Raw genomic sequence first — 26776 nt, forward strand, 5'->3', positions numbered from 1 at the left:
TCGCGATGCGCAAGGATTTTCCCAAGGACTAGTTCGCGGCACGCTTCGCAGCGGGCGTGCCCTGCCGCTTCGATGAAGATTCCGTCGGCGCATCGAGGAAGACGACGGGCATGCCGCGCTTCACGTTCTCGCCAAGCACCCGCGCGTCCCAATTGGTGAGCCGAACGCAGCCGTGCGACGCCGACTTGCTGACCTTGTCGGGCTCTGCCGTTCCGTGGATGCCGTAGCCCTGCGCCGACAGGCCGATCCAATATGCGCCCACCGGATTGTTCGGTCCCGGCTTGATGTCGAACGGTCTCTTGGACTTGACGCTCTTGAACTTGTACTCGGGATTGTAGCGGTAGGTCGGCAGCTCGTGGCTGGCGGTGACCTTCAGCGTTCCCGTTGGCGTCGGGCGATCCGGACTGCCGACTGACGCCGGATAGAACGCCAGCAGAGCGCCGCTTGCGTCGAACGCTTTCAAGGTCCCGTTGGTCTTATCGACTTCGAGCCGGGCAATGCGCGGCAGCTCGCGCCGCGCCGGAACATTGGCAACCACGATCGTCTCTCCGGCCTTGTCGAACGCCTTGCCCGGATTGAGCGCCTTGAGCAGATCCGCGCTCATATGGAATTTCTCGGCAAGTCCTTCGAGCGGGCTGGTGTAGCTCAGCGCGTCCAGCGACTTCATGTCATCGAGCCTGGCCGGCAGCTTCTTTAAGAACGGTCCCTTCACGTCGGCGTCGGTGATCTTGTAGTCGACGAGAATCGGGCCCTCGCTCGCTGCGGTCAGCCTGTCCCAGAGCTCCGGCGCCACAACCTTGTCGGATGCGATGCCGTTCTGCTCCGCGAACGCCTTGAGCGCCTTCTGCGCGTTCACGCCGAGCTTGCCGTCGATCTCGCCGGGCGAAAACTGCGCGCGATCGAGCAGCACCTGAAGCTTCACCACGGCTGCATTCAGCTTGTCGGTGGCCGGCGGCTTCGCAGGACGCGCAGCCTCGTTCACCGCGGCCGGATCGAGATTGCCTGCGAGCGCCGGGCCGGCGAGCCACAGCACAATCACCGCGCCAAGCATCCATCGCATCGTCATCGCGCATCCCACTCGCAAACGGCCCGCAAAACCGCGGATGGTTTCGCTTCGGGAACACCGTAGTAACACCGAAGGAACCGACGAGATCGCAGCTTTGCCGCAATCGGACGGTTAAGAACTTCCTATTGCCGGCGCATCGCTGGCCCGTTCATCCCACAGTTCGAGGTTCTCCCAGCAAATGCGATTTGTCGTCGCGGCTTGCGCCGCGTTTCTGCTTCTGATGTGCGATCTCGATCCGTCGGCATCCCGCCAAGCATCACGTTTCGACACCACTGTTCTCAAGAACAATCATGCCTCGCCACTTGTTCCGGTGGTCGAGCTCTTCGTCGCCAGCGTGCAGGCGATCGAGCTTGCCAATGCGCACGCGGCGTACGAGCAGGTGATCGAGCCACCGCGCGCGGTTGAGCCGGTCGTGCAGGCGGAGCCCTCGCCAACCGAACGATTTTGTCACGCGCTGCGCGAGGCCGCAGAGTCCAGCGGCATTCCGGTGCCGTTCTTCGCGCGCCTGATCTGGCAGGAGAGCCGCTTCAAGTCCGACGAGGTCAGCCATGCTGGCGCGCAGGGCGTCGCGCAGTTCATGCCGGGGACGGCCGCCGAGGTCGGGCTCGACGATCCCTTCGATCCGATGAAGGCGCTGCCGGCGTCGGCAAAATTCCTGCGCAAGCTGCGCGACGATTTCGGCAATCTCGGCCTTGCTGCCGCCGCCTACAATGCCGGTCCCGGCCGCATCCAGAAATGGCTTGCCAGGCAGAGCGAGCTGCCGCGCGAAACGCGTGACTATGTCCGGATCATCACCGGCACCAAGGCCGAAGACTGGACCGAACGGTCGGAGGCGCTCGCGATCCGCATCGACCTGCCGCGCGAAGCGCCATGCGAAGGCATCGGCAGTCTTTCGACGGCCAAGGACGTCGCCTGGGTTCCGGTGAACCTGACGCCTTCGGTTGCGAACATCATTCGCAAGGGTGAGCAACTCGCGGCGCGCGTGACGACGAATCTCGCCCGCAAGCGGCTCGCCACACTGTTGCGGAAGAATGTCACGGCTCCCGGCAAGGCCCGCAGCATGATCGCGGCACGCGCGGCCGGAAAGAGCGCGAAGGCGCGCGCCGTTCGTCTCGCATCGCGCGAACGGACATCAGGCTAACGATCGGAGCCGCTCCCTTGCGCGGCTCCAATCGCCATCGACCTAGTCGATCTCCTCGATCACCCTCCGCTCGCGCGGCTCGATGACATAGGTCCGGGTGTCGCGGTGGATGTAGCGATATTCACGCAAGCCCGGCGCATCGCGGTAGACCGTGGTCGGGAACTCCTCGACCTCGACGCTCTCGGGAAGACGGTCACCGACGCGGATCTCACTGCGCGCTGTGCTGCCGGTGGTCCGTACTTCCTTGCGCCCCTCGGTACGGGTTTTCGCATGCTTGCGGATCACCTCGCGATCGCGATCCGAGAACTTGCTGGCGCTACGCTCGCGCGTGGTCGTCGTTGTCGCCGTGGACTGGCCTGAATACGGCAGCACCGTCACGATCTTGTAGGTCGCCGGATCGACCACGACGATCTGATCTTTCACCAGCGCAAAGCTGTAGCCGCGATATTGCGGCACGATCTCAACGACGTCGGGCGGCAGCGTCGAGAGGTGCACGTCGCGCGGCACCACCGTGCCGACGTTCAGCGAGAAATTGACGTTGGTCAGCGGCCGCACGTTGAGGTGCGAGATCGACGCGCTGATCTTGGTCTCCTGCTGCTTGTTGAGGTTGACGTCGGTCTGGGCGGCCGCCTGGTTGCTCGTCGGCGCAGTCGGTGCCTGCTGGGCCTGGTTGGTTCCAGATGCGGCCGGTGCCTGCTGGGCTTGATTGCTGGCCGGCGGCGGATTGGACCGGTCCTGCGCCTGGTTGGTGTTCGCAGGTGGCGGGTTGGCGCTCTGCTGCGTTGCAGGCTGGTTGCCGGCTGCATTGGAATTTGCCGTCCCGCTTTGCGACTGCGCAGTCGAGCCCGTATTGGCGGTGCCGGAGCCGGACGATGGTGGATTGGTCTGCGTGGTCTGGGTCGACGTTCCCGACGGCGGGGATTGCTGCGGTTGCGATGTGGTCTGCTGCGTGTCGGTCGCGCTCGACGGCGAGGTCGTGGATGGCGCGGTGGAGTTCGACTGGGACTGCGTCGTCTGCTGAGACGGCGGATTCGTGCTGGGCGATTGCGCATACGCGGCGCTCGCCAGCACCACCCCCAATGCGGTGGTTGCCAACAGGCGGATCATGGTTCACTCCCTTTCAACAAATGAAACTGCGCTACTAACCTGCGCTAAGACGCTCAGTTCCACTTTTTCCCGTGCCGGAACCTGCAATGCCATCGAAGAGTGCCGGGATCATCGCTTATCGCAAGCGTGGGAACATCGAGGTGCTCCTGGTCCATCCCGGAGGGCCGTTCTGGCGCAACAAGGATCTCGGCGCCTGGTCGATCCCGAAAGGCGAGTACGCGGACGGAGATGACGCAGAGACCGCTGCGCGACGTGAGTTCGCCGAGGAGCTGGGACAGGAGCTTTCCATGCCGCTGACCCCGCTAGGTCAGGTCAGGCAGCGCGGGGGCAAACTCGTCACCGCCTTCGCGGCCGAGCTCGATTTCGACGTGCGCAGCATTCGCAGCAACACGTTCGAGATGGAATGGCCGCCGCGCAGCGGCAAGCGGCAGGCCTTTCCGGAAGTCGACCGCGCCGAATGGTTCACGCTCGACGCGGCGCAGGACAAGATCAATGCAGGACAGCGTCCGCTGCTCGACCGGCTTACGCTGCTGATCGGCAGATAGCGCGTCGCGCCCTATTCCGCCTTGATGTTCGCCGCCGCGACCACCTCTGCGAGCTCCTTGGTCTCCTTGGCGATTTTCGCGGCGTAATCGGCCGGGCTGAGCACGCTGACGACGCCCTGCGCGCCAAGCTTCTCCTCGGCCGAGGGATCCTTGGCGGCGGCGACGATCTCCCGGTGCAGGGTTTCCAGGATCGGCGCGGGTGTTGCCTTGGGCATGAAGAAGCCGACCCAGAACGAGATGTCGAATCCGGGATAGCCGGCTTCCGCCACGGTCGGCACGTCGGGCAGCGCCGGCAGCCGCTCGGCCGAGGACACTGCCAGCGCGCGCAGCTTGCCGGCCTTGACCAGCGGCACGGCGGAGAGCGGATCGAACACCGCCAGCACCTCCTGCGCGAGAATACCGACCTCGGCGGCCGAGCCGCCGCGATAGGGCACGTGGATCAGCTTGATGCCGGCCTTCTGGCTGAGCAGCTCCATGGCGAGATGGGCGAGATTGCCGTTGCCGCCCGAGCCGTAGGCGAGCGCGCCGGGCGCGGCCTTCGCCGCAGCGACGAGATCGGCCACCGATTTGACGTTCGCCGTCTTGGGATTCTCGGGGTTGACGACGAGGACGAGCGGCGCGGACACCACGGTGGTGAGCGGCGCGAAATCCTTCTCGGGGTCGTAGCGGATATCCCTAAACAGTGTCTTGTTCAGCGTGATCGTCGACGAGTTGCAGGCGAGCATGGTGTAGCCGTCCGCGTCCGCACGCGCGACGGCTTCGGCGGCGATCATGCCGTTGGCGCCGGCGCGGTTCTCGACCACGAAGGGCTGGCCGAGCTTGTTGCTCAAGCGATCGCCGATGATGCGCGCGACGACGTCGACCGGGCCGCCCGCACTGAAGCCGACCATGATCTTGACCGGCCGCGACGGATATTTCTGCGCGAGAGCCTCTGTCGCCAGCGCCGAGGCGCATAGTCCTGCGATGACTGCCAGCAGGCGGGCGGTTCGTTGCATTCGTTCTCTCCCGGACCTCTTGGCGCCGCTTGTGCATGTTTGTTGGTGCGGCGCCTTTGAGTCATGAATAGCGGCCGTGTCGGATTTCGCAATCGGGTTTGGCTGCCGGCATTCCGCGGCACGGCACGTGCGCGCCGCTTCCAAAACAAAAGTGCGAAAACAACCCCATGCACAGTAGACCGCCCCTGCCAGAACAAGGACTTTGCGGGCGGCGGACAGATCTTTTCGGATTTGCGAAATAAATTCTGGCGCGTCGGGCAAAACAGTGGCATACTGGCATCATCGCAACAGTCGCGAGCGTCACGGCCTGCCAAGCCGTAGCCGCGCCGACCCGGTTGCGCCTAAACCCTTCATCGACATCTCGAAATTCGCATTCGCGCGCAGCAGCGAACGGCCGTTCGCGCCTGCGCGGTCAGTAGGACACAGCACATGACGACAGCTCTCTCACGTCCCATCACTTCGCCGCTCGCGGCATCCGATCGCAGCGCCTCCACAACGAACCCGCGCGTAAAACTCTACAAGCGGCGCATTGCGATCCGCCATCCCGACCCGCATGCCGGCGAGCAGCTGCTGGTCGAGGCGCTCGGCGCCGCCGACCGTGACGCGATGCACGGAATATTGAGGCAATTGGTCAAGGCCAGTGTGGTCGGGCAGAAGCCGGATGAAGCCAATCTCGCCTTCATGATCTCGACGATCAGGAGCATCGCGCCCAAGGATTCCGTCGAGGCGATGCTGGTGTCGCAGATGGTGTCGGTGCACATGGCGGCGATGCGCTGTGCATGCCGGCTCGCCTGCACCGACGATCTCGCGCAGCAGGAGGGCATCGCCCGCGCGTTGACCCGGCTCTCCCGCACCTTCGCCGCCCAGGTCGAAGCGCTGAACCGTCATCGCAACAGCGACGAGCGCGCGATCACGGTGCAAAACCTGTCGGTGCAGGACGGCGGACGGGCGATCGTGGGCAATGTCACGCAGCATGCGCATCTGATCAGTGCCGATCCGGGCATTGCGTCGGGCGCGGCCGGCGAAGCCGAATGGGCGGACGCAAGGCAAGGCGCCAGCGCATGAGCGGCGGTCACGTCCGCAGCACGCGCGCGATGGTGACGAGCCCGCGCTGCGGGGCGCGGACGCGCGACGGCACCGCCTGCCGCGCGCCCGCGGTACACGGCAAGTGCCGCTGCCGCATGCATGGCGGCGCGCCGAGATCGGGCGCCCCGAAGGGCAACCGGAATGCATATCGACATGGAATGTGCACACCGGATGGCCGCGCCGAGCGACACAGGATGAAGACTTTGCTGGAGGACGCTCGGAAGCTTCTGAATGAGCTGAAGTAGATTGCGGCGCGACCTCCGGCGCCGGTCGTGGCACGGGCGAATTGGAGCGCGTCATTTCCGGCGCGAGACCTGACCTAGAAGACGAAGACTCTGATGGATCTAGGGGGCCATATGTACGAAGCTACGAAGCTCGATTAGCAATTGAGTGAGAGCCTGAGCCGTGCGGGACGGCGTCGGACCGATCGGGAGGCCGAAATGCCTATCACCGTTTCTATGATGGGGACGTCAGTTGGTTGTGCCGGTGGCAGACGGAGTGCCGAAATTCGACATTGCCCGGAGTTGCAAGCTCGACGTCGCCGTCACCGCCGGCCTCTCTGTTGATCAGTCGATAAAGAGCTGCTCTGGGCTGGTTATTCACTCAGGCGATTGGTGCTGGTCCCTTCCGGCTGATGGGTGGGTTGAACACTGCGTCAGGCGTAATGATCGAACTCGCTCAGTGCGATTCGCACCTCGCGGGCAAAATCAACAAGCGATGCAGTGAACGCACCAAGGGCAACCATGAACAGGATGGCCACCCCGCGCTCATGCTGAATCTGAAGAAACGCGCTTGCAAACGCGACGACGACAAGAACCGCTACCGAAATACTGCCGATCACGGCCCAGAAGATTGCCCGGTTCAGCATGGCCGCACGTCGCATCAAACGTGGCAGATCAGCCTTCAGCCGGCATCTCACATCGTCCTCGGGTATCCCGTTCAGGACAATCGTTCTGTCAACGATACGATTTTGACGGGAGATCAGGACCGCAATGAGGGCTGCCAGCGCGCCCAGAAGAAACGCGGGCGCCGCAGCCTGCGAGATAACGTGGGATAGCTGACTGACAGTCAGCGTATCGGGTAGCATCGGTTGCCGCTTTCCGCGCGATGTGCCTTACTTCGTCACCACCCGGCGCGCCGGTGTCAGCGTGCTGGTGGGGGCCGTCGGCGAGATCGCGAACGTCAGCCAGACATTCCATCCCGACGGCCGGTTCTCGGCGGCAAATTCGCCATAGCCTTTCAGATTGAGATATCCCTGCATGTCGCCGATCGGAAAGAGATATCCGAACTGCGGGCCGATGCCGAAGACGCGGGACCGGAAACCGCCGAGCTGCGGATGCTGGCCGAAGTCGTCGGTGATCTGCTGATATCCGTAGCCGACGAAGCCGACGAAAAACTGCTTGGAGAGGAACTGCGAGATACCCCAATCGACATGGAAGTCGATCCCGTTCTGGTATTGCGTGTCGGGATTCTTGAAGTTGTAGGTGAAGCCCGCGACGGCGGAGAATTCGTGTCCCGCGGCCGGGTTGAAGTAGGTGTAGCCGCCGCCGGCGTCGATCGCGGCGTGGCCGATGCCGAGGTTGCTGAGGCGCGCGGGATCGTAGGCGCCCACCGGAATGTCGCCCGTCACATAGGTCATGAAATTGTGCACGCCGGCGTTCCACTTCAATGTGGCCTGCGGATAGAGGTCGCCGACGGAGGTGAGGGAATCCGAGATGCTTCCCTCGCGGGTTATCACCAGCGGTCCGAGTGCCGCGGTGAGCGTTCCGTCAATGCCGGTACTTGCTCGGCCGAACAGGCCAGTGATGCCGATGGCCAGTTGTCCGCCAAGCACCGGTGTGCCGAAAGTGTAAGTGGGATTCAAAAGAATCAGATCGGCCTGCGCGTTCAGACTGGCATTAAGATTGACGTTCACCGTTGCCGGGAATCTGCCGATCTGGATCTGCCTTGCCGCGGCGACGGCGCCCGATGCTTCGACCGAGGTGTGATAGTACACCGCGGCCATGGACCAGCCCGGCACCTGAGGTGTCGCTGCAAGGCTGCCGAAGCGTCCGGGAAGCCAGTAGGAAACGCCGCTTTCGTCGGCGTAGGCCGCCCCGGACATCGATCCCAACATTAGCAGAGCCGCGCCGAGGCCGCGGCACGTGCGCTGACGGTTGGAACTTCGCTTGGGAAGGTGGTGCGCCATATACCTACTCCCAATGGCTGGAGACCACAGTGCTCTACCCGAGATTGCCATAGATATAATAGCTCGTCGTAGGCTATCGCTCTGAAAACGGTCCAGATCAAAAATCCTTCGCAACTGTTGCGCTAAAGTCGCGAGAACATCGCCTGCTATTCCTCCATCGGGCATTGCGAAAACGGCCCCGTCCACTTGATGTTCATTTGCTTCCAAATGGAAATATCTTCCTCCAGTCGTTCTTCATGTCGACAACGGTCCAGCCCATCGCCTGGGCCGCGTCGAGCGCTTTGTCGAGGCGGCCAATGGAGGAATGGCGATCGTAGGCCCATTCCCGTTCGGCGTCGGTATGGTGCACGATAAGGGCGAAGCGGACACCGCCGCCTCCCTTGGCCCATTCGAGCATTTGCAGGTCACCGTCGGAGTTGCCGAAAGCCGCGATCGGATGGCGGCCGATGTGCATCTGGATGCCGACGGGCTTGCCGGCCTTGTCGTCAATGAAATCGAGTTCGGGCAGTTTCATGAGAACGGGTTTGCCGTCGCGCAGCTCGAAGTTCAGCTTGCCGCTGCTGCCCACCACCTGCTCGGGCGGGACGCCATAGACCCGCTCGGCAAAGACGCGCATGAAGTCGATGCCGCCGCCGGAGACGATGAACGTCTTGAAGCCGTTGCCGCGCAGATAGGCGAGCAACTCCAGCATCGGCTGATAGACCATCTCGGTATAGAGGCGCCCGGTCACCGGGTGTTTGGCTGTGGCGATCCAGTCGCGCACGATCTGGTCGAATTCCACCGTGGTCATGCCGGAATGGGTGGCCGTCACGATCTGGAAGATGGCGGCCTCGCCGCCGGCGAGCGCGCCTTTGATGTCGCCCTTGAGCAGCGAGGCAAACGGCTCCTTGTCCTTCCACTCCGGATGCAGCGGGGCGAGCGCCTTCACGCGGTCGAATGCGAAGGCAGCCTGGAAATAGATCGGCTGCTCCGCCCACAAGGTGCCGTCATTGTCGAAGGTGGCAATCCGCTCGGCAGGCGGCACCAGGTCGGGCGAGCCTGGCTTCGTCACGCGCTCGACGAAGGTGACGATAGAATTTTTGGTCGCCGTATCATTCCACGACGGCAGCGGATCGGCCGCGGGCGTTTGCGCCAGGGCGGACACGACAGGAAACGCGGTGAACGCTGCAAACGCAGACAGCACCGCGCGGCGGTTCATAACGGAAACCCGTTGGCCGAAGCCATGTTCGGATCCTCTCTTGTTTTCCATTGTCCCTGCTTCGGATCGGGCACACGTCGACAACCAGGCTGCGGCCGCCATCACCTTCCGGCGATGGCGGACCGACCCGAATGCTAGCTCGCCACGACGATCGCCGGCGGCTTCCAGGTGCCGTTGCCGGGCGGCAGGATCGACGGGGCCTCGGTCTTCGGCCAGTACAGCCGCATGACGAGGTAAATGTCCCCGTTAGGCGCTGGCAGCCAGTTGGATTCCTTGTCAGCGCCTGGCGATTTGTGCTGGATGTACAACGTCACTGAGCCGTCGGCATTCTTCTTCATGTCGGGCAGCATCGGCGAGTTGATCAGGTATCGGTTGATCGGATTTTCGATCAGCAACTGCGTCTTGCCATCATACATCGTCACCGACCAGAATGCATTTACGGGTGGAGCTTGTCCTGCCGGGAAGGTCAGCGTGTAATTGTGCTTGCTGCCGTCGAGCGCCTCACCATTGGCGAGAGCTTTGGTAAAGGGGTACGTTGCCTCTTCCGCATCGTTGCCATAGATGCCGCCCTTGGCTGCGGCGGCTCGCTTCAGCCAGTCGCCGCTGAAGAATGCCCGGTCTCCGAACAGCGACCCGATTTTCCATCCATTGACCTCCTTTTGCCCGCCAGCAAGATACTTCTCAACCTTCTCCTCGCCGTCCTTCATGCCAAAGCCGATTTCGAGCTTGTGAGCAATCGGAAGTTCCTTGAAATCGAAGGTCTTGCCGGGGCCGACGCCAATGCGCGCGAGCCTTGCGCGGATTTCCTTTTCCTCCGGCCCCGCAGGTGCGAACTGCAAGGAGAAGTCGAGATACTCGAAGAAGTTCTTCTTCACCAACTCCTTGTCGATCTTGGGAAAGTCCACGGCGGCCGTACCGACTGTGACTGGTTGCTTTAAATAGGCTGAGAGCGGCTGCACCTTAAATCCGGCCTGTATCTTCTCGACATTAGGCATGTCCGCCGGATTGAAAAGCTGCGTCCGATAGCCAGCGATGGAAAACTGCGTCGTGGACCGGAACACCTTCTTGATACCGGCAGGCGTTGCGCCCTGCCAGTCTGGTCCAGCAACCATATAGTCCCCGGCATCGCTGCCGGTCGCGCGGCTACCGATATATCCATAATTGAACGTGTTGCCGTCGCACAGCATGATCGAGTAGTAGCGCTTGGGATCCACCGCCGGCACCGAGAGGACAACCGGCTCCGCTCGCAGGTCCATCCAGGCAAACGAATACGGTGTGTCGCTGTTGGGGGTGATAACCGCGGTGTCCTTGTAGGTGAAGACCCGTGGCTCATTCTTGATCTGATTGAACGGCGCCTTGTATTGTCCCGAATTCTTGTCGACAGAATACTCGTACATCACAGCGTAGTTCATCACGATCGGGAGCCCGTAGATGAAGCCTTCCTCGGCGATGGCCTTGGCCTCGCGGATGTCCGGCCATTCCGTCTTGGCCTGCGCGTTGGCCGGGATAGCCTTGGTCGTCGTGACAGTGATTGCAGCAAGCGCCGCGGAACGGAGAAGGTCGCGTTTCGTCAACATGGTGCCGGCTCCTCTTCAGGGATGATTGTTTTCGCGCGGTCAAACGCCGGCGCCGAAGCGCCGGCGTGCCGTCAACTTTCATTGGGCCGAGATCCCCACCGTTGTTTGCGACCTCACGACCGGCGGCGGATTCCATTTTCCGGTCAGCGCCTCAGACTTCGGCGCGTACAGGCGCATCGTCAGGTTGAATGGCGCCTTCGGCGCTGGAAGCCAGTTGGCTTCGAGCTCCTTGCCGGGGCTCGCGTTCTGGAAATAGAGATCGAGCGAACCATCCGCATTGTACTTGAACGGCATCCAGCTACTCACCGCGAAGCGGTTCAGTGTGTTGCCGACCTGGAATCCGTCCTGATCGTAGAGCGTGATCGACCAGAACGCATTGACCGGAGGGGTGGCGCCCTTCTCGAAGGTGATGGTGTACTTGTTCGCGCCATCGAGCGGCTTGCCGGATTCATCGGCGAGATTGAGCGGATAGATGGCGTCCTCGACCACGTTCGCGCCCAGCCCCTGCTGCGAGAGAATGGCCCGCTTCAGGTAATAGTTGCCATAAACGCCCACGGTGTCGGTATTCATCGACCAGCCGTTGGCAACCCGCGCCAGCGTCGGCAGCTTCCAGGCCATCAGCTTTTGCGCATCCTTCGGTGCGGCTTCCACCGCCCGCTGCACGGTGGGATCGAGCTTGCCGATGTCAAAGCTCTTGCCAACTTCGATGCCGATTTTCTTCATCTGCGCGAGGATCGGCTCGTCGGTGATATGTGGCGGATGCAGCTTGAGCAACTCGGCGGCGTTGGCGAAATAGACGCCCGCCGACATGGTATCGACCTGGGTTTTTGGCGGTGTCTTCATATCGACGCTTGGGTCGGGCTTGAAATCAAGCGGTCTGGGCGCCTTGCCATATTCGGAAAGAAGCGTGACCTTGTAGCCGGCCTGGATTTTGCGAACCGCGTCATAGTCCGGCGGGCCGTCGGTCTTGGTCCGGCCGATCAGCCAGACGTAAGGCGTCGGCGCGTTGATGCGCTGGGTGTCTTTCGGAAGCTTGAACTCCTCGGCAAACTTGTCGCGCAGATCCGGCCGCCAGCCTGGGGGTGTCACCAGAAACGTCCCGGCCTTGGTGCCCGTCGTGCGCCAGCCTGGCGACGCAAAAACATCGGTCCACATGTCGAGCATCGGCAGCAGATAATAGCGTCCATCGGTATCCGGCGCCGAGATGACGACAGGCTCCTTGGTCATGTCCAGCCACGATACGGAATACAGCGTGTCGAAGTTGGAACGCACCACGCCCTTGAAATCCGCCGGCGGGTATTCGGCCACGTTGACGAACGTATTCATCGGGCCCTTGAAATCGGTGGTGCCGTTGGTGAACTGCTTGCGGGATACGTCCATCGACAGCAGCGGGTAGAAGTAGACGTAGGCGTCAACCGCGATGGCGTGCGCCTCCTGTTCGGTGATGGCCGCCTGGGCGAGCGCCGCGGGCGCGGCTGCCGCGCCGAGGCAGAGAGACAACGTCAGGGGCAGAAATCCTCGAAACATATCGGGTCCTCCTCTTCAGTGATGTAATACGGTCTCCATCGTCGGTTCGTTCGGAATTCGGCGTCGCGCGCTCGGCGGGTGCCGCGGGCGGTGCCGATTGTTTTTCATGGATGGCAGGGCTGCCGTGTGCTGGGCAGGCGCTATTTCGGTCCCGCACAACGTCGCGGTCACGCCGAGCGTTCCGAAATCTGATTCAGTGCTGTGATACGCATACATCATTCCTTGTACAGAAAACGACGGAGCCACTTGAATCGCTGGTGAGCGAGGGAGCGTGCAAATGAACGTGCGACGTCGACGCCGCATGGCGTCTGCATAATCGAAACAGGATTGCTGGGCGATAAAGCTTGTCGTTGAAGGGCACTTCGACGTGCGGCTTCGGCTACCTCCACCGCATCACGATAGCACAACCTAACAGTGAGGGCCAGCCATGATCACTATTCTGGCCTATATGGTCGTTCCGCTGTCGCTTGTGTCTCGAAATTCAAACTGGTGCGATGGGGGCGGGTTGTTTGGGTCTATCTCGCTGTTAACAGGCGGACCTATCCTCGCGACATTTCTCGCTCTTTTTAATTATCGAATGTGCAGGACAAATTGTGGCGATCCCGATCAAGCCGAACGTGCCGGTAAAGGCCAACGACGTGTTTCAAATCGACCCAGTACAAGGTCACGCAGTTGCAGGCTTCGCTTGCCGGCGCAAAGCAGCCGGTCGAGATCCTGAAATCGAATTGCGAACTGGCAACGGCGAATGTCAGTGGGCTCACCACGCAGGTTGCCTACAACAAGAAGCGTCTTGCCGACGCGCCGTTCCGAAACCGGAATGCGCGGAAGCATGGATGGTTCACGAGGGAAACAATCAGCGAGCGGAGACAGATCGATTGTTTGCTGGATGATGCACTGAAGGTGCTACGGAACTTGACGTGATGGCGTCCGGCCGGACGCGGATGACGGACGGACGAATGGAGATTCGAAAACCCCGTGCACACGGAACTTCCCGCACCGGCGCCGACTTGAATCGGCAACGGAAGCACAGTCCGATGAATGCCGAAACGGAACTCAAATTCCGCCTTGCGCCGCGAAAGCTGTCATCCATCTTGCGCGACGGCGCTTTGAACGGACGACACAGCGACCGGTCGGAGCAGGCACTCGTGTCGACCTACTACGACACCAGCAAGCAGAAGCTCAGGCGCCATGGCCTCACGCTCCGCGTCCGCAAGGTTGGCGATCGCTATGTGCAGACCGTAAAGGCCGACGGCTCCGGAGCCGCGACGCGCGGCGAATGGGAGCATGAGGTCGCAGGCGCAAGGCCCGACTTGACGAAGGTCAAGAACACGCCTCTTGCGGATCTCGCGTCTAAAAAACTTCCGCGCAAGCTGCGGCCGGTGTTTCGGACCGAGGTTCATCGCACGACTGAAGCAAGGCGGGTGCGACGGAGCCAGATCGAGCTCGCCGTCGACCGTGGCCGCATCGGCGCCGGGCGGCGCTCGCGGCTGGTCGCCGAGCTCGAGCTGGAATTGAAATCCGGGCAAATCGCCGATCTGTTTCGACTGGCACGCAATGTCGAACGCAAAACGGGCGCCGAGCTCGATCTGCGCTCGAAAGCCGAGCGAGGCTTTCAACTCGTGACGGGAAACGGCGCAGGCGCGCAATACGCCGAACGGGTCGAGCTGAAACGAGAGCTCTCGCCGCGCAATGCCTTCGGCGTGATCGCACATTCGACGCTTCGCCAGATCACGGCGAATGCCGATCCCGTGCGGGACATGGATTCGGAAGGTGTCCACCAGATGCGCGTCGGCCTGCGGCGCCTGCGGGCGGCGATCTCGCTGTTCTCCGACATCCTCCCGCGCGCCAGCACGGAGCGGATCAAGGCCGAGCTCAAATGGCTCACGGGCGAGCTGGCGCCGGCGCGCGAGATCGACGTCTTTCTCACGGAAAGCATTCTGCCGATCGCGGACCAAGGCGTGCCGAATCGCGGCGCACGCGCGATCGCCGAGAAATTTTCCACGGAGCGAGGCGCAGCCTTCGCGCGCGCCCGCGAGGCCGTCGAATCGCCCCGCTACCGCCGCCTGCTGATCGACGTGATCGAGTGGATCGAAACCGGACAGCCCCGCCCCGATGACGACCGGTCGATTGCCGGTTACGCCGCGGCGGTGCTGGACCGCCGGATCAGGAAGGCGCGCAAGCAGGGCAAGCATCTGGACGATCTCGACCCGATGCAGCGTCACAGGCTGCGGATCAAGATCAAGAAGATCCGTTACGCCGTCGACTTCTTCAAGAGCCTGTATAGCGATCGCGACCAGAAACAGCTCGCAAATCTCTCCGATCAGCTGAAGCAGATCCAATCCGCGCTAGGATCGCTCAACGACTTCATGACGCATCGAGAGCTGGCGACGGAGACAGCGTTGGCGGCGCCGCCGGCGAACCGGCGCGCCGTGGCTTTTGCATCGGGGTTCATCGTCGGCCGGGACCGTGAGGCGGCGCGCGGCCTGATGAAGACCGCCGCCGGGGAGCTGCATCGATTGCACCGGCTGCACATCACACCGGGCAAATGACCATGGGAGAACCGGGATGTCATGGGTCGGCAGTTGGCGAAATCAGTTCGGCTCCATCCTGCGCATCATCAGCGAGACGGAGGAGCGCGTCGAAGGCACGTTCGAGACCGCGCTTGAAGACAGCGGCTTCTATGGACAAACGGTGCAGGTCACCGGATTTCATCGGGGCAATTGCATCGGCTTCGTCGCCGTGGGCTCGTCCGCCACGGGCGACAGCGTCGTTTCGTACACGGGATTGTTGCGTCACGGGAAAATGGAGACCGCTTGGTTCGTGGTTGCCGACCAGGCGCTGAGTGCCGCCAGCGAGGGCGACCCCGCAAAGCTCAGGCCATCGAACTGGTGGCGCGCCGTCACAACCAACGTCGATACTTTCGAACGGGTCTAGCGCCGTCCCCCCACCTGACGGACCTTTGAGCCAGAAAGCCCGGTGCCGCAACCATAGAGCTAGGGCCTTGTGATCGCCGGTTCCACAGGGACAATCTGCAGTCCGGCAGCGTTCAGCGCTTCAGTGATCTGCTTGGCCAGCAGCTTGGCTTCTTCAGGTCCGATTTCAGCGTCCGGAAGGCCCTTGAAGAACGCGCAAACCGTCGTCGCTATGATGGTATTGACCTGGTGCGGATCAATCATTTGCTGCACGCGACATTAAGAATGACTCCACCGGCGCGGCGGTCACCTGCCGGGCCGTGGCGGGTCATCGCAAGCCGAAGAACGAAAGAATGACGGCGATCACAACGATTAGCCCTATGAGGTAGATCAGACCGTTCATCGCAATTCTCCTTTCCCACGTGATGGGTTGGATTCATTCGAGGGTCGTCGCCGCGTCCCTGGCACTACCCTGCTGAACGGCCAGTTTTTCGAGCTCCACTTCCTTCTCGATGGCCGCCAGAGAGTTGCCGATCTTGTCGACGATCCTGACCAGATCGGCATTGGAGATGCGAAGCCGCCTGCGTACCGACTTGACCTGCTCAGCGTTCGCAAGATCGAGCGTTGTGCGAATGGGCCGTGGTGGTCTCGAGGACAGCATGATCAAGTCTCCTTAGCCTAGGTAAGAGAGACGATGTCTCCTTTGTTCCTGCGTCCGCCAACGGAAGCTCCCAAGAGCGAAGATGATGCAACCGTCGCGCGCACCGCGGAGACGCCCACAACACTTCATCCCCGGGCGCAACGCCATGACTCCGTACCGGGGTGAGCGCCGTCTCGAAAGTGGTGCGTTGCAATGCAGCTAGCTCTCGGCAATGGCATTGCTCGAGAGCTCGAGTACCAGTCCGAGGTCACATTCCGGCATGAGGGGGGCGCGCTGCCGCCATTGGCACCCACCCCGTCGATCATGTAACCCACCCCAAAACCTTCTCGGGACGGGACGCTCATGACCACCGCCGCCGACGACGCGGGCACCGCCACCCGCGCGCTGATCTTCGCGCTGGTCGCGCTCGCCTGCGGCCACATGCTGTCGACCTTGCTGCGCACCATTCCGGCGGTGAGCCTCGACCTGATGGCGGCGGATTTCCACATCGAGCCGCAGGCGCTGGCGAGCCTCACCTCGGTCTATCACTTCGCCTTTGCCGCCTCGCAGATCCCGGTCGGGGCGGCGATGGACCGGTTCGGCGTGCGGCCGGTGTCGCTCGCCCTGCTGGCGGGAACCGTGTTCGGCGCGATGGCCTCGGGGTTTGCGACGGGACCCGAGAGCTTCGCCGTCGGGCAGCTGCTGCTCGGCGTCGCGACTTCGGGCATGCTGATGTGCCCGATGACGCTCGCAGCCAAGCAATTGTCGGCGGAGCGGTTCGGATTGTGGTCGGGTGCCATCCTCTCGATCGGCAATATCGGCATGCTGCTGTCGGCGAGCCCGCTCGCCTTCGTGATCGACACTTACGGCTGGCGCGCGGGGTTCTGGATCTCCGCGATCGGCGGCGTCGTGGTGGCGCTCGCGGTGTTCGCGCTGGTGCCGCACCAGCCGGCCGAGCACAAGGACGATTCCTCGCCGCTGTCGCAGATGATCGATGTGGTCAGGCTCGGCCTGTCGCGGCCGCTGCGCGGCGTGATCGCGCTGGCGATGGTGTCGCTGGCGAGCACGCTGGTGCTGCGCGGCCTGTGGGGCGGGCCCTGGCTGATGGAGATCAAGGGCCTGACGCGGATCGAGGCCGGCAACCAGCTCGGCGCGTTCACGCTGGCGATGATCGCAGGCCCGCTGCTGGTCGGCATGATCGACCGCAGGCTTGGCCGCCGCCGCGAGCTGGTCGCCGGAACGCATGCGATCGCGGCGCTGCTGCTCGCGCTGATGGCGCTGGGAGCGCCGCACTTTGCCGTTGCATGGCTGTTCGGCGTGAACGTCATGCCGCCGTCCTACGATCTGGCATTGTTCGTGCTCATCGGGCTCTTCACCTCCGCGCAGCCGCTGCTGTTCGGCATGTCCAGGCAACTGGTCGATGCGCAGGTGGCAGGCAAGGCGCTTGCGGCCGTCAATCTCGCGTTCTTTCTCGGCACCGCGCTGATGCAATCCGTCACCGGCGCTGTGGCCGCGCTCGCGGGGCTGCCGGCAGTGCTGCTGTTCATGGCGGCGGCACTGGCGCTCGGCGTGCTGATTTTCTTGATCTACACGCAGCGCGTCTGAGCCCCTTGCGAAATGCGGAAGCGCAGGAGATGCTGCGCCGCCATCCGCATCAAGGGAATTCGAGTCCATGCCTGTCGACACCAAAGCCGCCACCGATCGTCTCATGCGCTTCCTCGCCGTGGAAGGCGTCACCGGACAGGAGGCGGCGATCGGGCGGGAGCTCACGGCTGCGCTGAAAGAGAGCGGCGTGCCGGCGGAGGCGATCCGGCTCGACGACGCTAACACCCGCATTCCGGTGCCGACCGAGACCGGCAACCTCATCGTCGACCTGCCCGGCCGCGGCGCGCTGCACAACCAGCCGCGGATCATGTTCATGACCCACATGGACACGGTGCCGCTGTGCGCCGGTGCCAAGCCGAAGCTGTCGGGGCGCAAGATCGTCAACGAGGCCAGGACCGCGCTCGGCGGCGACAATCGCTGCGGCTGCGGCGTGCTGGTGACGCTGGCCGCCGAGCTCGCAAAGCAGAAGCTCGATCATCCGCCGATTACGCTCTTGTTCTGCGTGCGCGAGGAGAGCGGGCTCTACGGCGCGCGGCACGTCAAGCTGGACGAGCTCGGCAAGCCGGTGATGGCGTTCAACTATGACGGCGGCTCGGCCTCCAACGTCGTGATCGGAGCCGTCGGCGCCGATCGCTGGACCGTCGAGATCTTCGGCCGCGCCTCGCATGCCGGCGTCGCCCCCGAGCGCGGTATCTCCTCGACCATGATCATGGCGCTGGCGCTTGCCGACGTGAAGGCCGGCGGCTGGTTCGGCAAGGTGGTGAAGGGCAAGAAGCAAGGCACCAGCAATGTCGGCCCCGTCACCGGCGGCGAAGGCCGCCCCGCGGGCGATGCCACCAACGTCGTCACCGATTACGTCCATGTGCGCGGCGAGAGCCGCAGCCACGACGGAAAGTTCTTCAAGGAGATCACCAAGGCCTACAAGGCCGCGTTCGAGAAGGCGGCAAAGAAGGTGACGAACGCGCAAGGCAAGTCCGGCAAGGTCAAGTTCAAGGCGGAGACCGATTATTATCCGTTCCGCATGAAGGAGAACCTGCCCGTGATCAAGCGCGCGATCGAGGCGGTGTCTGCCGTGGGCGGAACGGCGAACGTGCGCGCCGCCAATGGCGGCTTAGACGCCAACTGGATGGTCCGCCACGGCGTTCCGACGGTGACCTTCGGCGCGGGACAGAACGAGGCGCACACGGTCGACGAATGGATTAATCTCGACGAATACGACCGCGCCTGCGCGCTGGCGGTGCAACTCGCGACGATGCGGTAGATCGTAGGGTGGGTTAGCTCCGCGGATTGCGCGCAGTGCAAACCGCGGGGCGTAACCCACCACTGTTCGTATCCGCGGTGACAGAAGAGGTGGGTTACGCCAGCGTTTGCGCTTCGCGCAGCCGCTAGCTAACCCACCCTACGAAGAACAAAAAAACAGGGAGGCCACATGCCGCGCATCGCACACATCGAGACCGGGCTCTACCGGATTCCCCTCCCCATCACGCTGTCGGACTCCACGCATGGCGACATGACGGCGTTCGAGCTGATCACCTGCCGCATCCGCGATGCCGACGGTGCCGAAGGGGTCGGCTACACCTATACGGTCGGGCGCAACGGCGGAGCTGTGGCCGACATTCTCAAGCGCGAGATCCCGCCGCTGGTCGAAGGACGCGAGGCCGACGATACCGAGGCGATCTGGCATCATGTCTGGTGGGGGCTGCATTATGGCGGGCGCGGCGGGCCCGCGGTGCTGGCGCTCTCGGCGCTCGACATCGCGCTGTGGGATCTGAAGGCGCGTCGCGCCAAGCTGCCGCTGTACCGCCTGCTCGGCGGCTTCGATGCGCACGTGCCGTGCTATGCCGGCGGCATCGACCTCGATCTCTCCGTCGATGCGCTGCTCAAGCAGACCGACGGCAATCTCGCCAAGGGCTTTCGCGCCATCAAGATGAAGGTCGGCCGGCCCGACCTCAAGTCCGATGTCGCGCGCATCTCCGCGATGCGGCAACATCTCGGCGACGGCTTTCCGTTGATGGCGGACGCCAACATGAAATGGACGGTCGAGGAGGCGATCCGCGCCGCGCGTGCTTTCGTTCCTTTCGACCTCACCTGGCTGGAGGAGCCGATCATCCCCGACGACGTCGCCGGCCATGTGCGCATCATGCAGGCCGGCGGCGTGCCGATCGCGGCGGGCGAGAATCTGCGCTCGCTGTGGGAGTTCAAGAACTACATCGCCAGTGGAGCGGTGTCCTATCCGGAGCCCGACGTCACCAATTGCGGCGGCGTCAGCGCGTTCATGAAGATCGCGCGGCTGGCGGAAGCGTTCAACCTGCCCGTCACCAGCCATGGCGCGCACGACATCACCGTGCATCTGCTCGCGGCCTGCCCGAACCGATCCTATCTGGAGGCGCACGGTTTCGGGCTCGACAAGTATATCGAGCATCCCCTGGTGCTGAAGGACGGGCTTGCGCTGGCGCCGGACAGGCCGGGGCATGGGATCGGGTTCGACTGGAAGGGGCTGGCGAAGCTGGCATAACACCCATGCTCGTCATTCCGGGTTCGCGCCAAGAGGGCGCGCCCCGGAATGACGGGGAAAGAGCGGCGTGCTTTGCACGCGAGCCATTTGCTGGCGCTTGATGCAGCGGTCCAATAATCGGCTATGCTGACAAGTCGATCCTCCTCGCGAAAGATCCCTGCCTTGTCCCCCGAACTCCACCAGAAACTGACCGATTGGCGCCGGCACCTGCATGCGCATCCTGAATTGTCGCTCCAGGAGAAAGAGACCTCTGCCTTCGTGCAGGACAAGCTCACCGAGCTCGGCATTCCCTTCGAGGCCAATATCGGCGGGCACGGCGTCGTCGCGACCTTGACGCGCGGCCACGCGCAGAGGCGGGTTGGCCTGCGCGCCGACATGGATGCGCTGCCGATCACCGAGGACACCGGCCTGCCCTACGCTTCGACGACGTCCGGCGTGATGCATGCGTGCGGCCATGACGGCCACACCGCCTCGCTGCTGGGCGCCGCAGCGCTGCTCGCCACTGATACCGATTGGAGCGGCACGGTCGATTTCATCTTCCAGCCCGCCGAGGAAGGCTTTGGCGGCTCGCGGGCGATGGTCGCGGCCGGCTTGTTCGATCGCTTTCCGATGGAGCGGATATTCGGCTTCCACAACTGGCCGGGCCTTGCCGCCGGCACCATCGCCGTGCATGACGGCGTCGTCATGGCCTCCGGCGGGCGCATCACCATCACGATCGAGGGCCACGCCGGGCACGCCGGCATGCCGCATCTGACGCGCGATCCCGTGGTGGCGGCCGGGCACTTCATCGTCGCGCTGCAATCGGTCACCTCGCGCGGCGTCGACCCGCTCGACACCGCCGTGCTGTCGCTGTGCACGATCGAAGGCGGCACCGCGCCGAACCAGATCGCCGGACGCGTCACCATCCGCGGCACGCTGCGCTACCACCGCGAGGCGGTCAAGGACGTCATCCTCGACGGCATCACGCGCACCTGCGCCGGAATTGCGACCAGCTTCGGCGTCAAGGTCACGCCCGAGATCGTCTGGGGTGTCGGCGTTGTGATCAACACGCCTGACGAGGCCGACCTCGCCCGCATCGCCGCGGAGAACGTGCAGGCGCCGGTGCGGCGCGATCTCGCGCCCAGCATGGCCGGCGAGGATTTTGCCCATTATCTGCAGCAGCGGCCCGGCGCCTTCGTCTGGATCGGCAATGGCGAGTTGCGCGAGGGCGCCGAGCTGCACGGCCCGCGCTACGACTTCAACGACGCGATCCTGCCCGTGGCCTCACGCTGGATGGCCGAAGTCGCCAAGGCGGCGCTGGCGACGAATTAACTTATCTCGCGCGGCAGCTTCCAGTCCGGCCGCGGCGCGAATGTCTCGTCCACGCGCTCGACGTGATAGCCGGCGGGCAGAAGGTGGCCACCCTCCTCGTCGGCAACGGGGACGTCGGTGACGAGGCCTTCGATCAAGGCGGCTTCCCACACTTCCTTCTCGGTCGGAAAGGGATTGCCGATCTGCTTGTTGCCTTCGAACAGCGCGTACATCGGTTCCGGTCCTCACCGTTGATGCTCACGAGAAACGTATCGGCCGTACGGACGTTCCCTCCGGCAAATGGCAACGGATGATACGTGAAACATGGCGCGCGTTCTGATCGGAACTTCGGGCTGGCACTACGCCTCCTGGCGCGGCCCGTTCTTCCCCGAGGGCGTGACGCTGAAGCAGCAGCTCAGCTACTATGCCGGACAGTTCGACACCACGGAGCTGAACGGGGTGTTCTACCGCACGCCGACGCCGGAGGCGGTGAAGGGATGGCGGGAGCAGACCGGCCGCGATTTCGTGTTCGCGTGGAAAGCGTCCAAGTTCATCACGCACTGGAAGCGCCTGTCGGAGCGCTCCGTCAACAGCCTCGAGCTGCTGGAGGATCGCATCTCCAGGCTCGGCGGCAAGGCCGGCCCGATCCTGTTCCAGCTGCCGCCGCAATTCGAGGCGAATGCGGACCGGCTCGCCTCGTTCTTCAAGCTGCTGTCGCGCAAGCGGCGTTACAGTTTCGAATTCCGCCATCCGAGCTGGTATCAGCCGCGCATCCTGCGCATGCTGGCGGAGGAGAACATCTCGCTGTGCCTGTCCGACCACCACGATGCGCCGGCGCCGTGGAAGCGTACGGCGGATTTTGTCTATGTGCGCGGACACGGCCCAAGCGGGCGCTATCACGGGCATTATACGAAGGCCACGCTGGCGCAATGGGCCAAGCGCATCAAGTCGTGGAAGCGGCAGGGCTGCGACGTCTACGTCTATTTCGACAACGACCAGAAGAGCGCAGCGCCCGCCGATGCCAAGGCGTTGAAGCAATTGCTGTGACGCGCAGGGCTTTCACCTCTCCCGAAGGGAGAGGTCGGAGCGCATCGAAGATGCGGTCCGGGTGAGGGGTCAAGGTCTCTCTGAATGCCGCGGGCCCCTCACCCGGATTGCTACGCCGCGCAATTGCGCGTCCTAGCAATCCGACCTCTCCCCGTCGGGGAGAGGTGAAGCACGGCAGTCTGCGGAACCGAATGATATGCCGCTAGATGACGCCGCTCTGCCGGAGCGCCGCGATCTCGTCCGCACCATAGCCGAGGTCGGCGAGGACGCGGTCGGTGTGCTCGCCGAGGGTCGGCGGGCGGTGCGCGATCTCGCCCGGCGTTTCCGACAGCCGCACCGCGGCGCGGGCAACCGGTGCCTGCTTCGGCAGGCCGGGATAGTCGACATCCTGCATGAAGCCGGCGGCGCGGATGTGCGGATGATCCAGTGCCTGCTGCGGCGAGAGCACAGGGCCGGTCGGGATCATCGCCTGGCCGAGCGTATCGACGGCCTCCTGCGTGGTCCGCTCGGCGCACCAGCGCGCCATCCGCTCGCTGATGAGCGGGCCGTTGTTGCCGCGGCTGATGTCGTCGGCAAAGCGCGGATCGTTCAGCCACACATCTTCCTCACCCATCAGCCGCGCCCAGCGCTTGAACAGCGGATGGCCGGTGACCTGGCACAGCACCCAGCCGTCCTTGGTGCGGTAGATGTCGGCGGGCGCGGCGGTCTGGCCGAGATTGCCCGTCGGCACGCGGTTGACGTTAATGACAGCCTGCTCGATCAGCGTGGCATTGGTGAAGGACAGAGCGGTTGCGAGCAGCGCGCCTTCGACGATCTGCCCGCGCCCGGACTTGCCGCGCTCGATCAGCGCGGCGAGCGTGCCGAAGGCGCAGTGCAGCGCGGTGCCGAAATCGACCCAGTTCACCGCGGCGCGGTACGGCGGATCGCCCGCGCCCGTCATGTACACCGAGCCCGACATCACCTGGCCGACGCCGTCGAAACCGACGCGGTCGGACCACGGGCCCGGCCCGCCGAACGCGGTCGCCGTGGTCAGGATGATGTCCGGCTTGATCGCCTTCAGCGAGTCGTAATCGAGCTTCATCGCGCGCAGGGTCTGCGGCGGCAGGTTGGCGACCACGACGTCCGCGGTCGCGATCAGGCGGCGCATCACCTCCTGGCCTTCCGCCTTCATCGGATCGAGCGTGATGCCCTTCTTGTTGCGATTGATCTGGAGGAACAGCGCGCCCTCGCCGCCTTCACCCACCGGCGCGACGAACCGGTCCTCGCTGCCGTCGCGCTTCTCGACGCGGATGACCTCGGCCCCGAACTCGGCCAGCAAGGTGGCGCAATAGGGCCCGGCGATATAGCGCCCGAAATCGAGCACGCGCACGCCCTCCAAGACTCCTCCCATGGATTCCTTCCTTTGATGTTTTGCTCAAATTACAGCGGCCGGCTGTCACCGCAAGGCACGACATCCATGCTGGCCCAGGAATGAGCCGCGGACATTTCGACCGGCGGAATTGGACGGCACACCCGGCGGTGACGATGGCGGCCAACGCCTCTCTCCTCCGCGAGTGACGCCCCTGCGCGCCGCGACCAAACGTCGGAGCCGCAGCACGAGACTTGAAGTCGTCACGGCCGATCCTAAGTTCGAATGCAGCCGGGCCCCGTGTTCGGCGAGACGAAACTCATGCAAAGGATTGAGAAGCCCGCTTGCGCGGGCATAAGTCGAGGGAAGTCACATGAGAAAGCTTGCTCTTGCAATCGCCGCGGCAGCAACGCTCCTCATCGGAACCGTTGCGCCGGCCTCGGCCCATTGGCGGGGCCATCATCATCATTGGGGCGGTCCAGGCATCGGTCCGGCCATCGCGCTCGGCCTGTTCACCGGAGCGCTGGCCGCCGCGGCCGCACCTCCGGTCTATTATGCGCCGGTCTATGGTCCGCCGCGATACTATTATGGCCCCCGCTATTACCGGACCGTCCGGTATTATCCGGCGGCATATCCTTACTGGTATCCCTGGTGAGCTGATGCAAAGGCCCGGCCTGCAACCGGGCCTTATCGCTGCCCGGCATCTCGATCGCCTGCGTACGGCGCTGCCGAGCCCGCGTTTGGGATGACTGGAACCGATGGCAGCAGGAGAAGTTCTGTCGCTAAGATGCAGGTCCGGAGGCGCACCGGGCCCGAGCGAGCGCGCCAAAATGCGCCTCGACGTTAGCCCGGCCCGCGTAACACGATCGGATCTGGCCTCCCCATGAACAAGAATGCCCGTTTCAATATCGGATACGCCATCGCCGCAATTTTCGCGGTCTTCCTGATTCAGTATCTGATCTCGGCGGCGAACCAGATCGCGGTGATCCCCTACAGCGAATATCAGCAATTGCTGCGCCAGGGGAAAGTCGAGACGGTCGGCATCTCCGACCGCACCTTGCAGGGCACGCTGAAGGAGCCGCTGTCCGGCGGCCAGAAGCAATTCGTCACCACGCGCGTCGACCAGGACGTCGCCCAGGAGCTCGAGAAGCACAACGTTCGTTTCACCGGGCAGATCGAGAGCACGTTTCTGCGCGACCTGTTGTCCTGGGTCATGCCGGTTCTGCTGTTCTTCGGCGTCTGGTGGTACATCGGCCGCCGCATGGCCGAGGGCGGCGGGATCGGCGGCGGGCTGATGGCGATCGGCAAGAGCAAGGCCAAGGTCTACGTTGAATCCAACACCGGCGTCACGTTTGCCGACGTCGCCGGCGTGGACGAGGCCAAGGACGAGCTGCGCGAGGTTGTCGATTTCCTGAAGAACCCGACCGACTATGGTCGCCTCGGCGGCCGCATGCCGAAAGGCGTGCTGCTGGTGGGCCCGCCAGGCACGGGCAAGACCTTGCTCGCCAAGGCCGTGGCCGGCGAGGCGAGAGTGCCGTTCTTCTCGATCTCCGGCTCGGAGTTCGTCGAGATGTTCGTCGGCGTGGGCGCCGCGCGGGTGCGGGACCTCTTCCAGCAGGCGCACGACAAGGCGCCGGCGATCATCTTCATCGATGAGCTCGATGCACTGGGCCGCGCCCGCGGCATCGGCCCGTTCGCCGGCGGCCATGACGAGAAGGAGCAGACGCTCAACCAGCTGCTGGTCGAGCTCGACGGCTTCGATTCGCGCTCTGGCCTCGTCATCCTCGCCGCCACCAACCGGCCCGAAATCCTCGACCCCGCCCTGCTCCGCGCCGGCCGCTTTGACCGCCAGGTGCTGGTCGACCGCCCCGACAAGAAGGGCCGCATCGAGATCCTCAAGGTGCACATGAAGAAGGTGCGCCTCGCCGACAATGTCGACGCAGACGCCGTTGCCGCGCTGACGCCGGGCTTCACGGGCGCGGATCTCGCCAATCTCGTCAACGAAGCCGCGCTGCTGGCGACGCGCCGCGCCGCCGAAGCGGTGACCATGAGCGATTTCAACAATGCGGTCGAGCGCATGGTCGCCGGGCTGGAAAAGCGCAACCGCCTGCTCAATGCCAGGGAACGCGAGATCGTCGCCTATCACGAGATGGGGCACGCCCTCGTCGCGCTCTCACTGCCGGGGACCGATCCCGTGCACAAGGTCTCGATCATCCCGCGCGGCGTCGGCGCGCTCGGCTACACCATCCAACGGCCGATCGAGGACCGCTTCCTGATGACCAAGGAGGAGCTGGAGAACAAGATGGCGGTGCTGCTCGGCGGCCGCGCCGCGGAGCTGATCGTGTTCGGGCACTTGTCGACCGGTGCGGCGGACGATCTGCGCCGCGTCACCGACATCGCCCGCAGCATGGTGACGCGTTACGGCATGTCGGAGCGTCTGGGCAGCGTCGCCTATGAGCGTGATCTCGGCAACTTCCTGGCCGGCCCTGACCGCCCCTATCCGACGCGCGAGCGCGACTATGCCGAGGAGACCGCCGCCGCGGTCGACCACGAGGTGAAAACCATCGTCGACCAGGTGTTCCAGCGCACCCAGGGCATCCTGACCACGCGGCGGCCGATCCTGGACCGCGCCGCAAAGAAGCTGCTCGAGAAGGAAACGCTGGAGCAGAGCGACATCGATGTGCTGATCCGGGAGATGCCCAAGGAAGGGCTGCGGGCGATCTAGGGCCACTCACGCGGCGCGCTTGCGCCTGATCTCGGCGGGAAGCTCGATCATCCGCCTGTCCGGCGGCGAACCGTTCGAGATGAGCGGCGCGGGCGCGCCCTCGCGCTTCGGCGCCTCGATCCCGATGCCGGGATCGGTGCTTCTGGCGTGCCATTCGATCAGGAGATGGCCGGCCACCAACATCAAGCCGGCGCAGAACAGCGCAAGAGCTGCGCTCACGAGATCACGATAGTCATCCATCCCACGAACCAAGCATGCGTGCAG

At 63.9% G+C, this 26776-nt stretch carries 27 protein-coding genes; 14 read left to right on the forward strand and 13 right to left on the reverse strand.

Features of this window, described 5'->3' with window-relative positions; genetic code table 11:
- Positions 1-28: 28 nt before the first annotated feature.
- On the reverse strand, positions 29-1066 hold the full coding sequence (locus ABIA45_RS16360) for a L,D-transpeptidase family protein (RefSeq protein ID WP_404652820.1): 1038 nt from the start codon (positions 1064-1066) through the stop codon (positions 29-31).
- 178 nt (positions 1067-1244) lie between these two features.
- Here ABIA45_RS16360 and ABIA45_RS16365 point away from each other — a divergent pair, with 178 nt between their 5' ends.
- Positions 1245-2207 carry a lytic transglycosylase domain-containing protein gene (locus tag ABIA45_RS16365; protein WP_404652821.1) on the forward strand — a complete coding sequence of 321 codons (963 nt, stop codon included), beginning with the start codon at positions 1245-1247 and terminating at the stop codon, positions 2205-2207.
- 42 nt (positions 2208-2249) lie between these two features.
- Here ABIA45_RS16365 and ABIA45_RS16370 read toward each other — a convergent pair whose 3' ends face one another.
- Positions 2250-3314: a DUF1236 domain-containing protein gene (locus tag ABIA45_RS16370; RefSeq protein ID WP_404652822.1), complete on the reverse strand. Its 1065-nt coding sequence runs from the start codon at positions 3312-3314 to the stop codon at positions 2250-2252.
- A gap of 86 nt (positions 3315-3400) precedes the next feature.
- Here ABIA45_RS16370 and ABIA45_RS16375 point away from each other — a divergent pair, with 86 nt between their 5' ends.
- Positions 3401-3859: an NUDIX domain-containing protein gene (locus tag ABIA45_RS16375; RefSeq protein WP_404652823.1), complete on the forward strand. Its 459-nt coding sequence runs from the start codon at positions 3401-3403 to the stop codon at positions 3857-3859.
- Between the two features lie 11 nt (positions 3860-3870).
- Here ABIA45_RS16375 and ABIA45_RS16380 read toward each other — a convergent pair whose 3' ends face one another.
- Positions 3871-4854, reverse strand: a complete 984-nt coding sequence (locus tag ABIA45_RS16380) for a Bug family tripartite tricarboxylate transporter substrate binding protein (RefSeq protein WP_404652824.1) — start codon at positions 4852-4854, stop codon at positions 3871-3873.
- A gap of 429 nt (positions 4855-5283) precedes the next feature.
- On the opposite strand from ABIA45_RS16380, the gene ABIA45_RS16385 reads away from it, so the two are divergent.
- Positions 5284-5919: a hypothetical protein gene (locus ABIA45_RS16385; protein WP_404652826.1), complete on the forward strand. Its 636-nt coding sequence runs from the start codon at positions 5284-5286 to the stop codon at positions 5917-5919.
- Positions 5920-5948: 29 nt separating this feature from the next.
- Entirely contained in the window at positions 5949-6185 is a 237-nt protein-coding gene (locus ABIA45_RS16390; protein ID WP_404655688.1) for an HGGxSTG domain-containing protein, read from the forward strand.
- 410 nt (positions 6186-6595) lie between these two features.
- Here ABIA45_RS16390 and ABIA45_RS16395 read toward each other — a convergent pair whose 3' ends face one another.
- The 5 genes from ABIA45_RS16395 to ABIA45_RS16415 form a co-directional block, all read right to left on the reverse strand.
- Positions 6596-7027: a DUF2721 domain-containing protein gene (locus tag ABIA45_RS16395; RefSeq protein ID WP_404652827.1), complete on the reverse strand. Its 432-nt coding sequence runs from the start codon at positions 7025-7027 to the stop codon at positions 6596-6598.
- Positions 7028-7054: 27 nt separating this feature from the next.
- Positions 7055-8044, reverse strand: coding sequence for a transporter (locus ABIA45_RS16400; RefSeq protein ID WP_404542851.1), 990 nt, complete (start codon positions 8042-8044; stop codon positions 7055-7057).
- A gap of 277 nt (positions 8045-8321) precedes the next feature.
- Positions 8322-9326, reverse strand: coding sequence for an HAD family hydrolase (locus ABIA45_RS16405; protein ID WP_404546280.1), 1005 nt, complete (start codon positions 9324-9326; stop codon positions 8322-8324).
- 134 nt (positions 9327-9460) lie between these two features.
- Entirely contained in the window at positions 9461-10903 is a 1443-nt protein-coding gene (locus ABIA45_RS16410) for a DUF1254 domain-containing protein (RefSeq protein WP_404652828.1), read from the reverse strand.
- 78 nt (positions 10904-10981) lie between these two features.
- Positions 10982-12430, reverse strand: a complete 1449-nt coding sequence (locus tag ABIA45_RS16415; RefSeq protein ID WP_271542306.1) for a DUF1254 domain-containing protein — start codon at positions 12428-12430, stop codon at positions 10982-10984.
- Between the two features lie 672 nt (positions 12431-13102).
- Here ABIA45_RS16415 and ABIA45_RS16420 point away from each other — a divergent pair.
- The 3 genes from ABIA45_RS16420 (at position 13103) to ABIA45_RS16430 (ending at position 15364) form a co-directional block, all read left to right on the forward strand.
- Complete coding sequence (locus tag ABIA45_RS16420; protein ID WP_404652829.1) at positions 13103-13351, forward strand: hypothetical protein; 249 nt, start codon at positions 13103-13105, stop codon at positions 13349-13351.
- Between the two features lie 113 nt (positions 13352-13464).
- Positions 13465-14979, forward strand: a complete 1515-nt coding sequence (locus ABIA45_RS16425) for a CYTH and CHAD domain-containing protein (RefSeq protein ID WP_271542314.1) — start codon at positions 13465-13467, stop codon at positions 14977-14979.
- Positions 14980-14995: 16 nt separating this feature from the next.
- Positions 14996-15364: an avidin/streptavidin family protein gene (locus tag ABIA45_RS16430; protein ID WP_271542316.1), complete on the forward strand. Its 369-nt coding sequence runs from the start codon at positions 14996-14998 to the stop codon at positions 15362-15364.
- 59 nt (positions 15365-15423) lie between these two features.
- On the opposite strand, the gene ABIA45_RS16435 is transcribed toward ABIA45_RS16430, so the two are convergent.
- Positions 15424-15606: a hypothetical protein gene (locus tag ABIA45_RS16435; protein ID WP_271542317.1), complete on the reverse strand. Its 183-nt coding sequence runs from the start codon at positions 15604-15606 to the stop codon at positions 15424-15426.
- Between the two features lie 172 nt (positions 15607-15778).
- Positions 15779-16003 carry a DUF3606 domain-containing protein gene (locus ABIA45_RS16440; RefSeq protein WP_036026050.1) on the reverse strand — a complete coding sequence of 75 codons (225 nt, stop codon included), beginning with the start codon at positions 16001-16003 and terminating at the stop codon, positions 15779-15781.
- 342 nt (positions 16004-16345) lie between these two features.
- Here ABIA45_RS16440 and ABIA45_RS16445 point away from each other — a divergent pair, with 342 nt between their 5' ends.
- The 4 genes from ABIA45_RS16445 to ABIA45_RS16460 all read left to right on the forward strand — a co-directional run bounded on the left by ABIA45_RS16445 (position 16346) and on the right by ABIA45_RS16460 (position 21413).
- Positions 16346-17587, forward strand: a complete 1242-nt coding sequence (locus tag ABIA45_RS16445) for an MFS transporter (RefSeq protein ID WP_404652832.1) — start codon at positions 16346-16348, stop codon at positions 17585-17587.
- Between the two features lie 67 nt (positions 17588-17654).
- Complete coding sequence (locus ABIA45_RS16450) at positions 17655-18848, forward strand: M20/M25/M40 family metallo-hydrolase (protein ID WP_404652834.1); 1194 nt, start codon at positions 17655-17657, stop codon at positions 18846-18848.
- A gap of 168 nt (positions 18849-19016) precedes the next feature.
- Complete coding sequence (locus ABIA45_RS16455; protein ID WP_404652835.1) at positions 19017-20102, forward strand: mandelate racemase/muconate lactonizing enzyme family protein; 1086 nt, start codon at positions 19017-19019, stop codon at positions 20100-20102.
- Positions 20103-20264: 162 nt separating this feature from the next.
- Entirely contained in the window at positions 20265-21413 is a 1149-nt protein-coding gene (locus ABIA45_RS16460; protein WP_404652837.1) for an amidohydrolase, read from the forward strand.
- Here ABIA45_RS16460 and ABIA45_RS16465 read toward each other — a convergent pair.
- Positions 21410-21625: a hypothetical protein gene (locus ABIA45_RS16465; RefSeq protein ID WP_271542328.1), complete on the reverse strand. Its 216-nt coding sequence runs from the start codon at positions 21623-21625 to the stop codon at positions 21410-21412. The two genes, ABIA45_RS16460 and ABIA45_RS16465, sit on opposite strands and share 4 nt — an antisense overlap.
- Positions 21626-21716: 91 nt before the next feature.
- Here ABIA45_RS16465 and ABIA45_RS16470 point away from each other — a divergent pair, with 91 nt between their 5' ends.
- A complete protein-coding gene (locus tag ABIA45_RS16470; protein ID WP_404652839.1) occupies positions 21717-22439 on the forward strand; it encodes a DUF72 domain-containing protein in 723 nt (240 codons plus the stop codon).
- A 202-nt stretch (positions 22440-22641) separates the two neighbouring features.
- Here the strand turns inward: ABIA45_RS16470 and ABIA45_RS16475 are convergent, their stop codons facing one another.
- Positions 22642-23829 carry a CaiB/BaiF CoA transferase family protein gene (locus ABIA45_RS16475; RefSeq protein ID WP_404542869.1) on the reverse strand — a complete coding sequence of 396 codons (1188 nt, stop codon included), beginning with the start codon at positions 23827-23829 and terminating at the stop codon, positions 22642-22644.
- Between the two features lie 331 nt (positions 23830-24160).
- Here ABIA45_RS16475 and ABIA45_RS16480 point away from each other — a divergent pair, with 331 nt between their 5' ends.
- Together ABIA45_RS16480 and ftsH are read left to right on the forward strand one after the other, a co-directional pair.
- On the forward strand, positions 24161-24442 hold the full coding sequence (locus tag ABIA45_RS16480) for a hypothetical protein (protein ID WP_036002069.1): 282 nt from the start codon (positions 24161-24163) through the stop codon (positions 24440-24442).
- Between the two features lie 228 nt (positions 24443-24670).
- Entirely contained in the window at positions 24671-26512 is a 1842-nt protein-coding gene (ftsH, locus tag ABIA45_RS16485; protein ID WP_404652841.1) for an ATP-dependent zinc metalloprotease FtsH, read from the forward strand.
- Positions 26513-26518: 6 nt separating this feature from the next.
- Here the strand turns inward: ftsH and ABIA45_RS16490 are convergent, their stop codons facing one another.
- Complete coding sequence (locus ABIA45_RS16490; protein WP_128262508.1) at positions 26519-26752, reverse strand: hypothetical protein; 234 nt, start codon at positions 26750-26752, stop codon at positions 26519-26521.
- Positions 26753-26776 lie beyond the last annotated feature (24 nt).

Origin of the sequence: Bradyrhizobium sp. USDA 336 (assembly GCF_044908355.1) — a bacterium.
In the GTDB taxonomy this organism is placed as follows: domain Bacteria; phylum Pseudomonadota; class Alphaproteobacteria; order Rhizobiales; family Xanthobacteraceae; genus Bradyrhizobium; species Bradyrhizobium yuanmingense.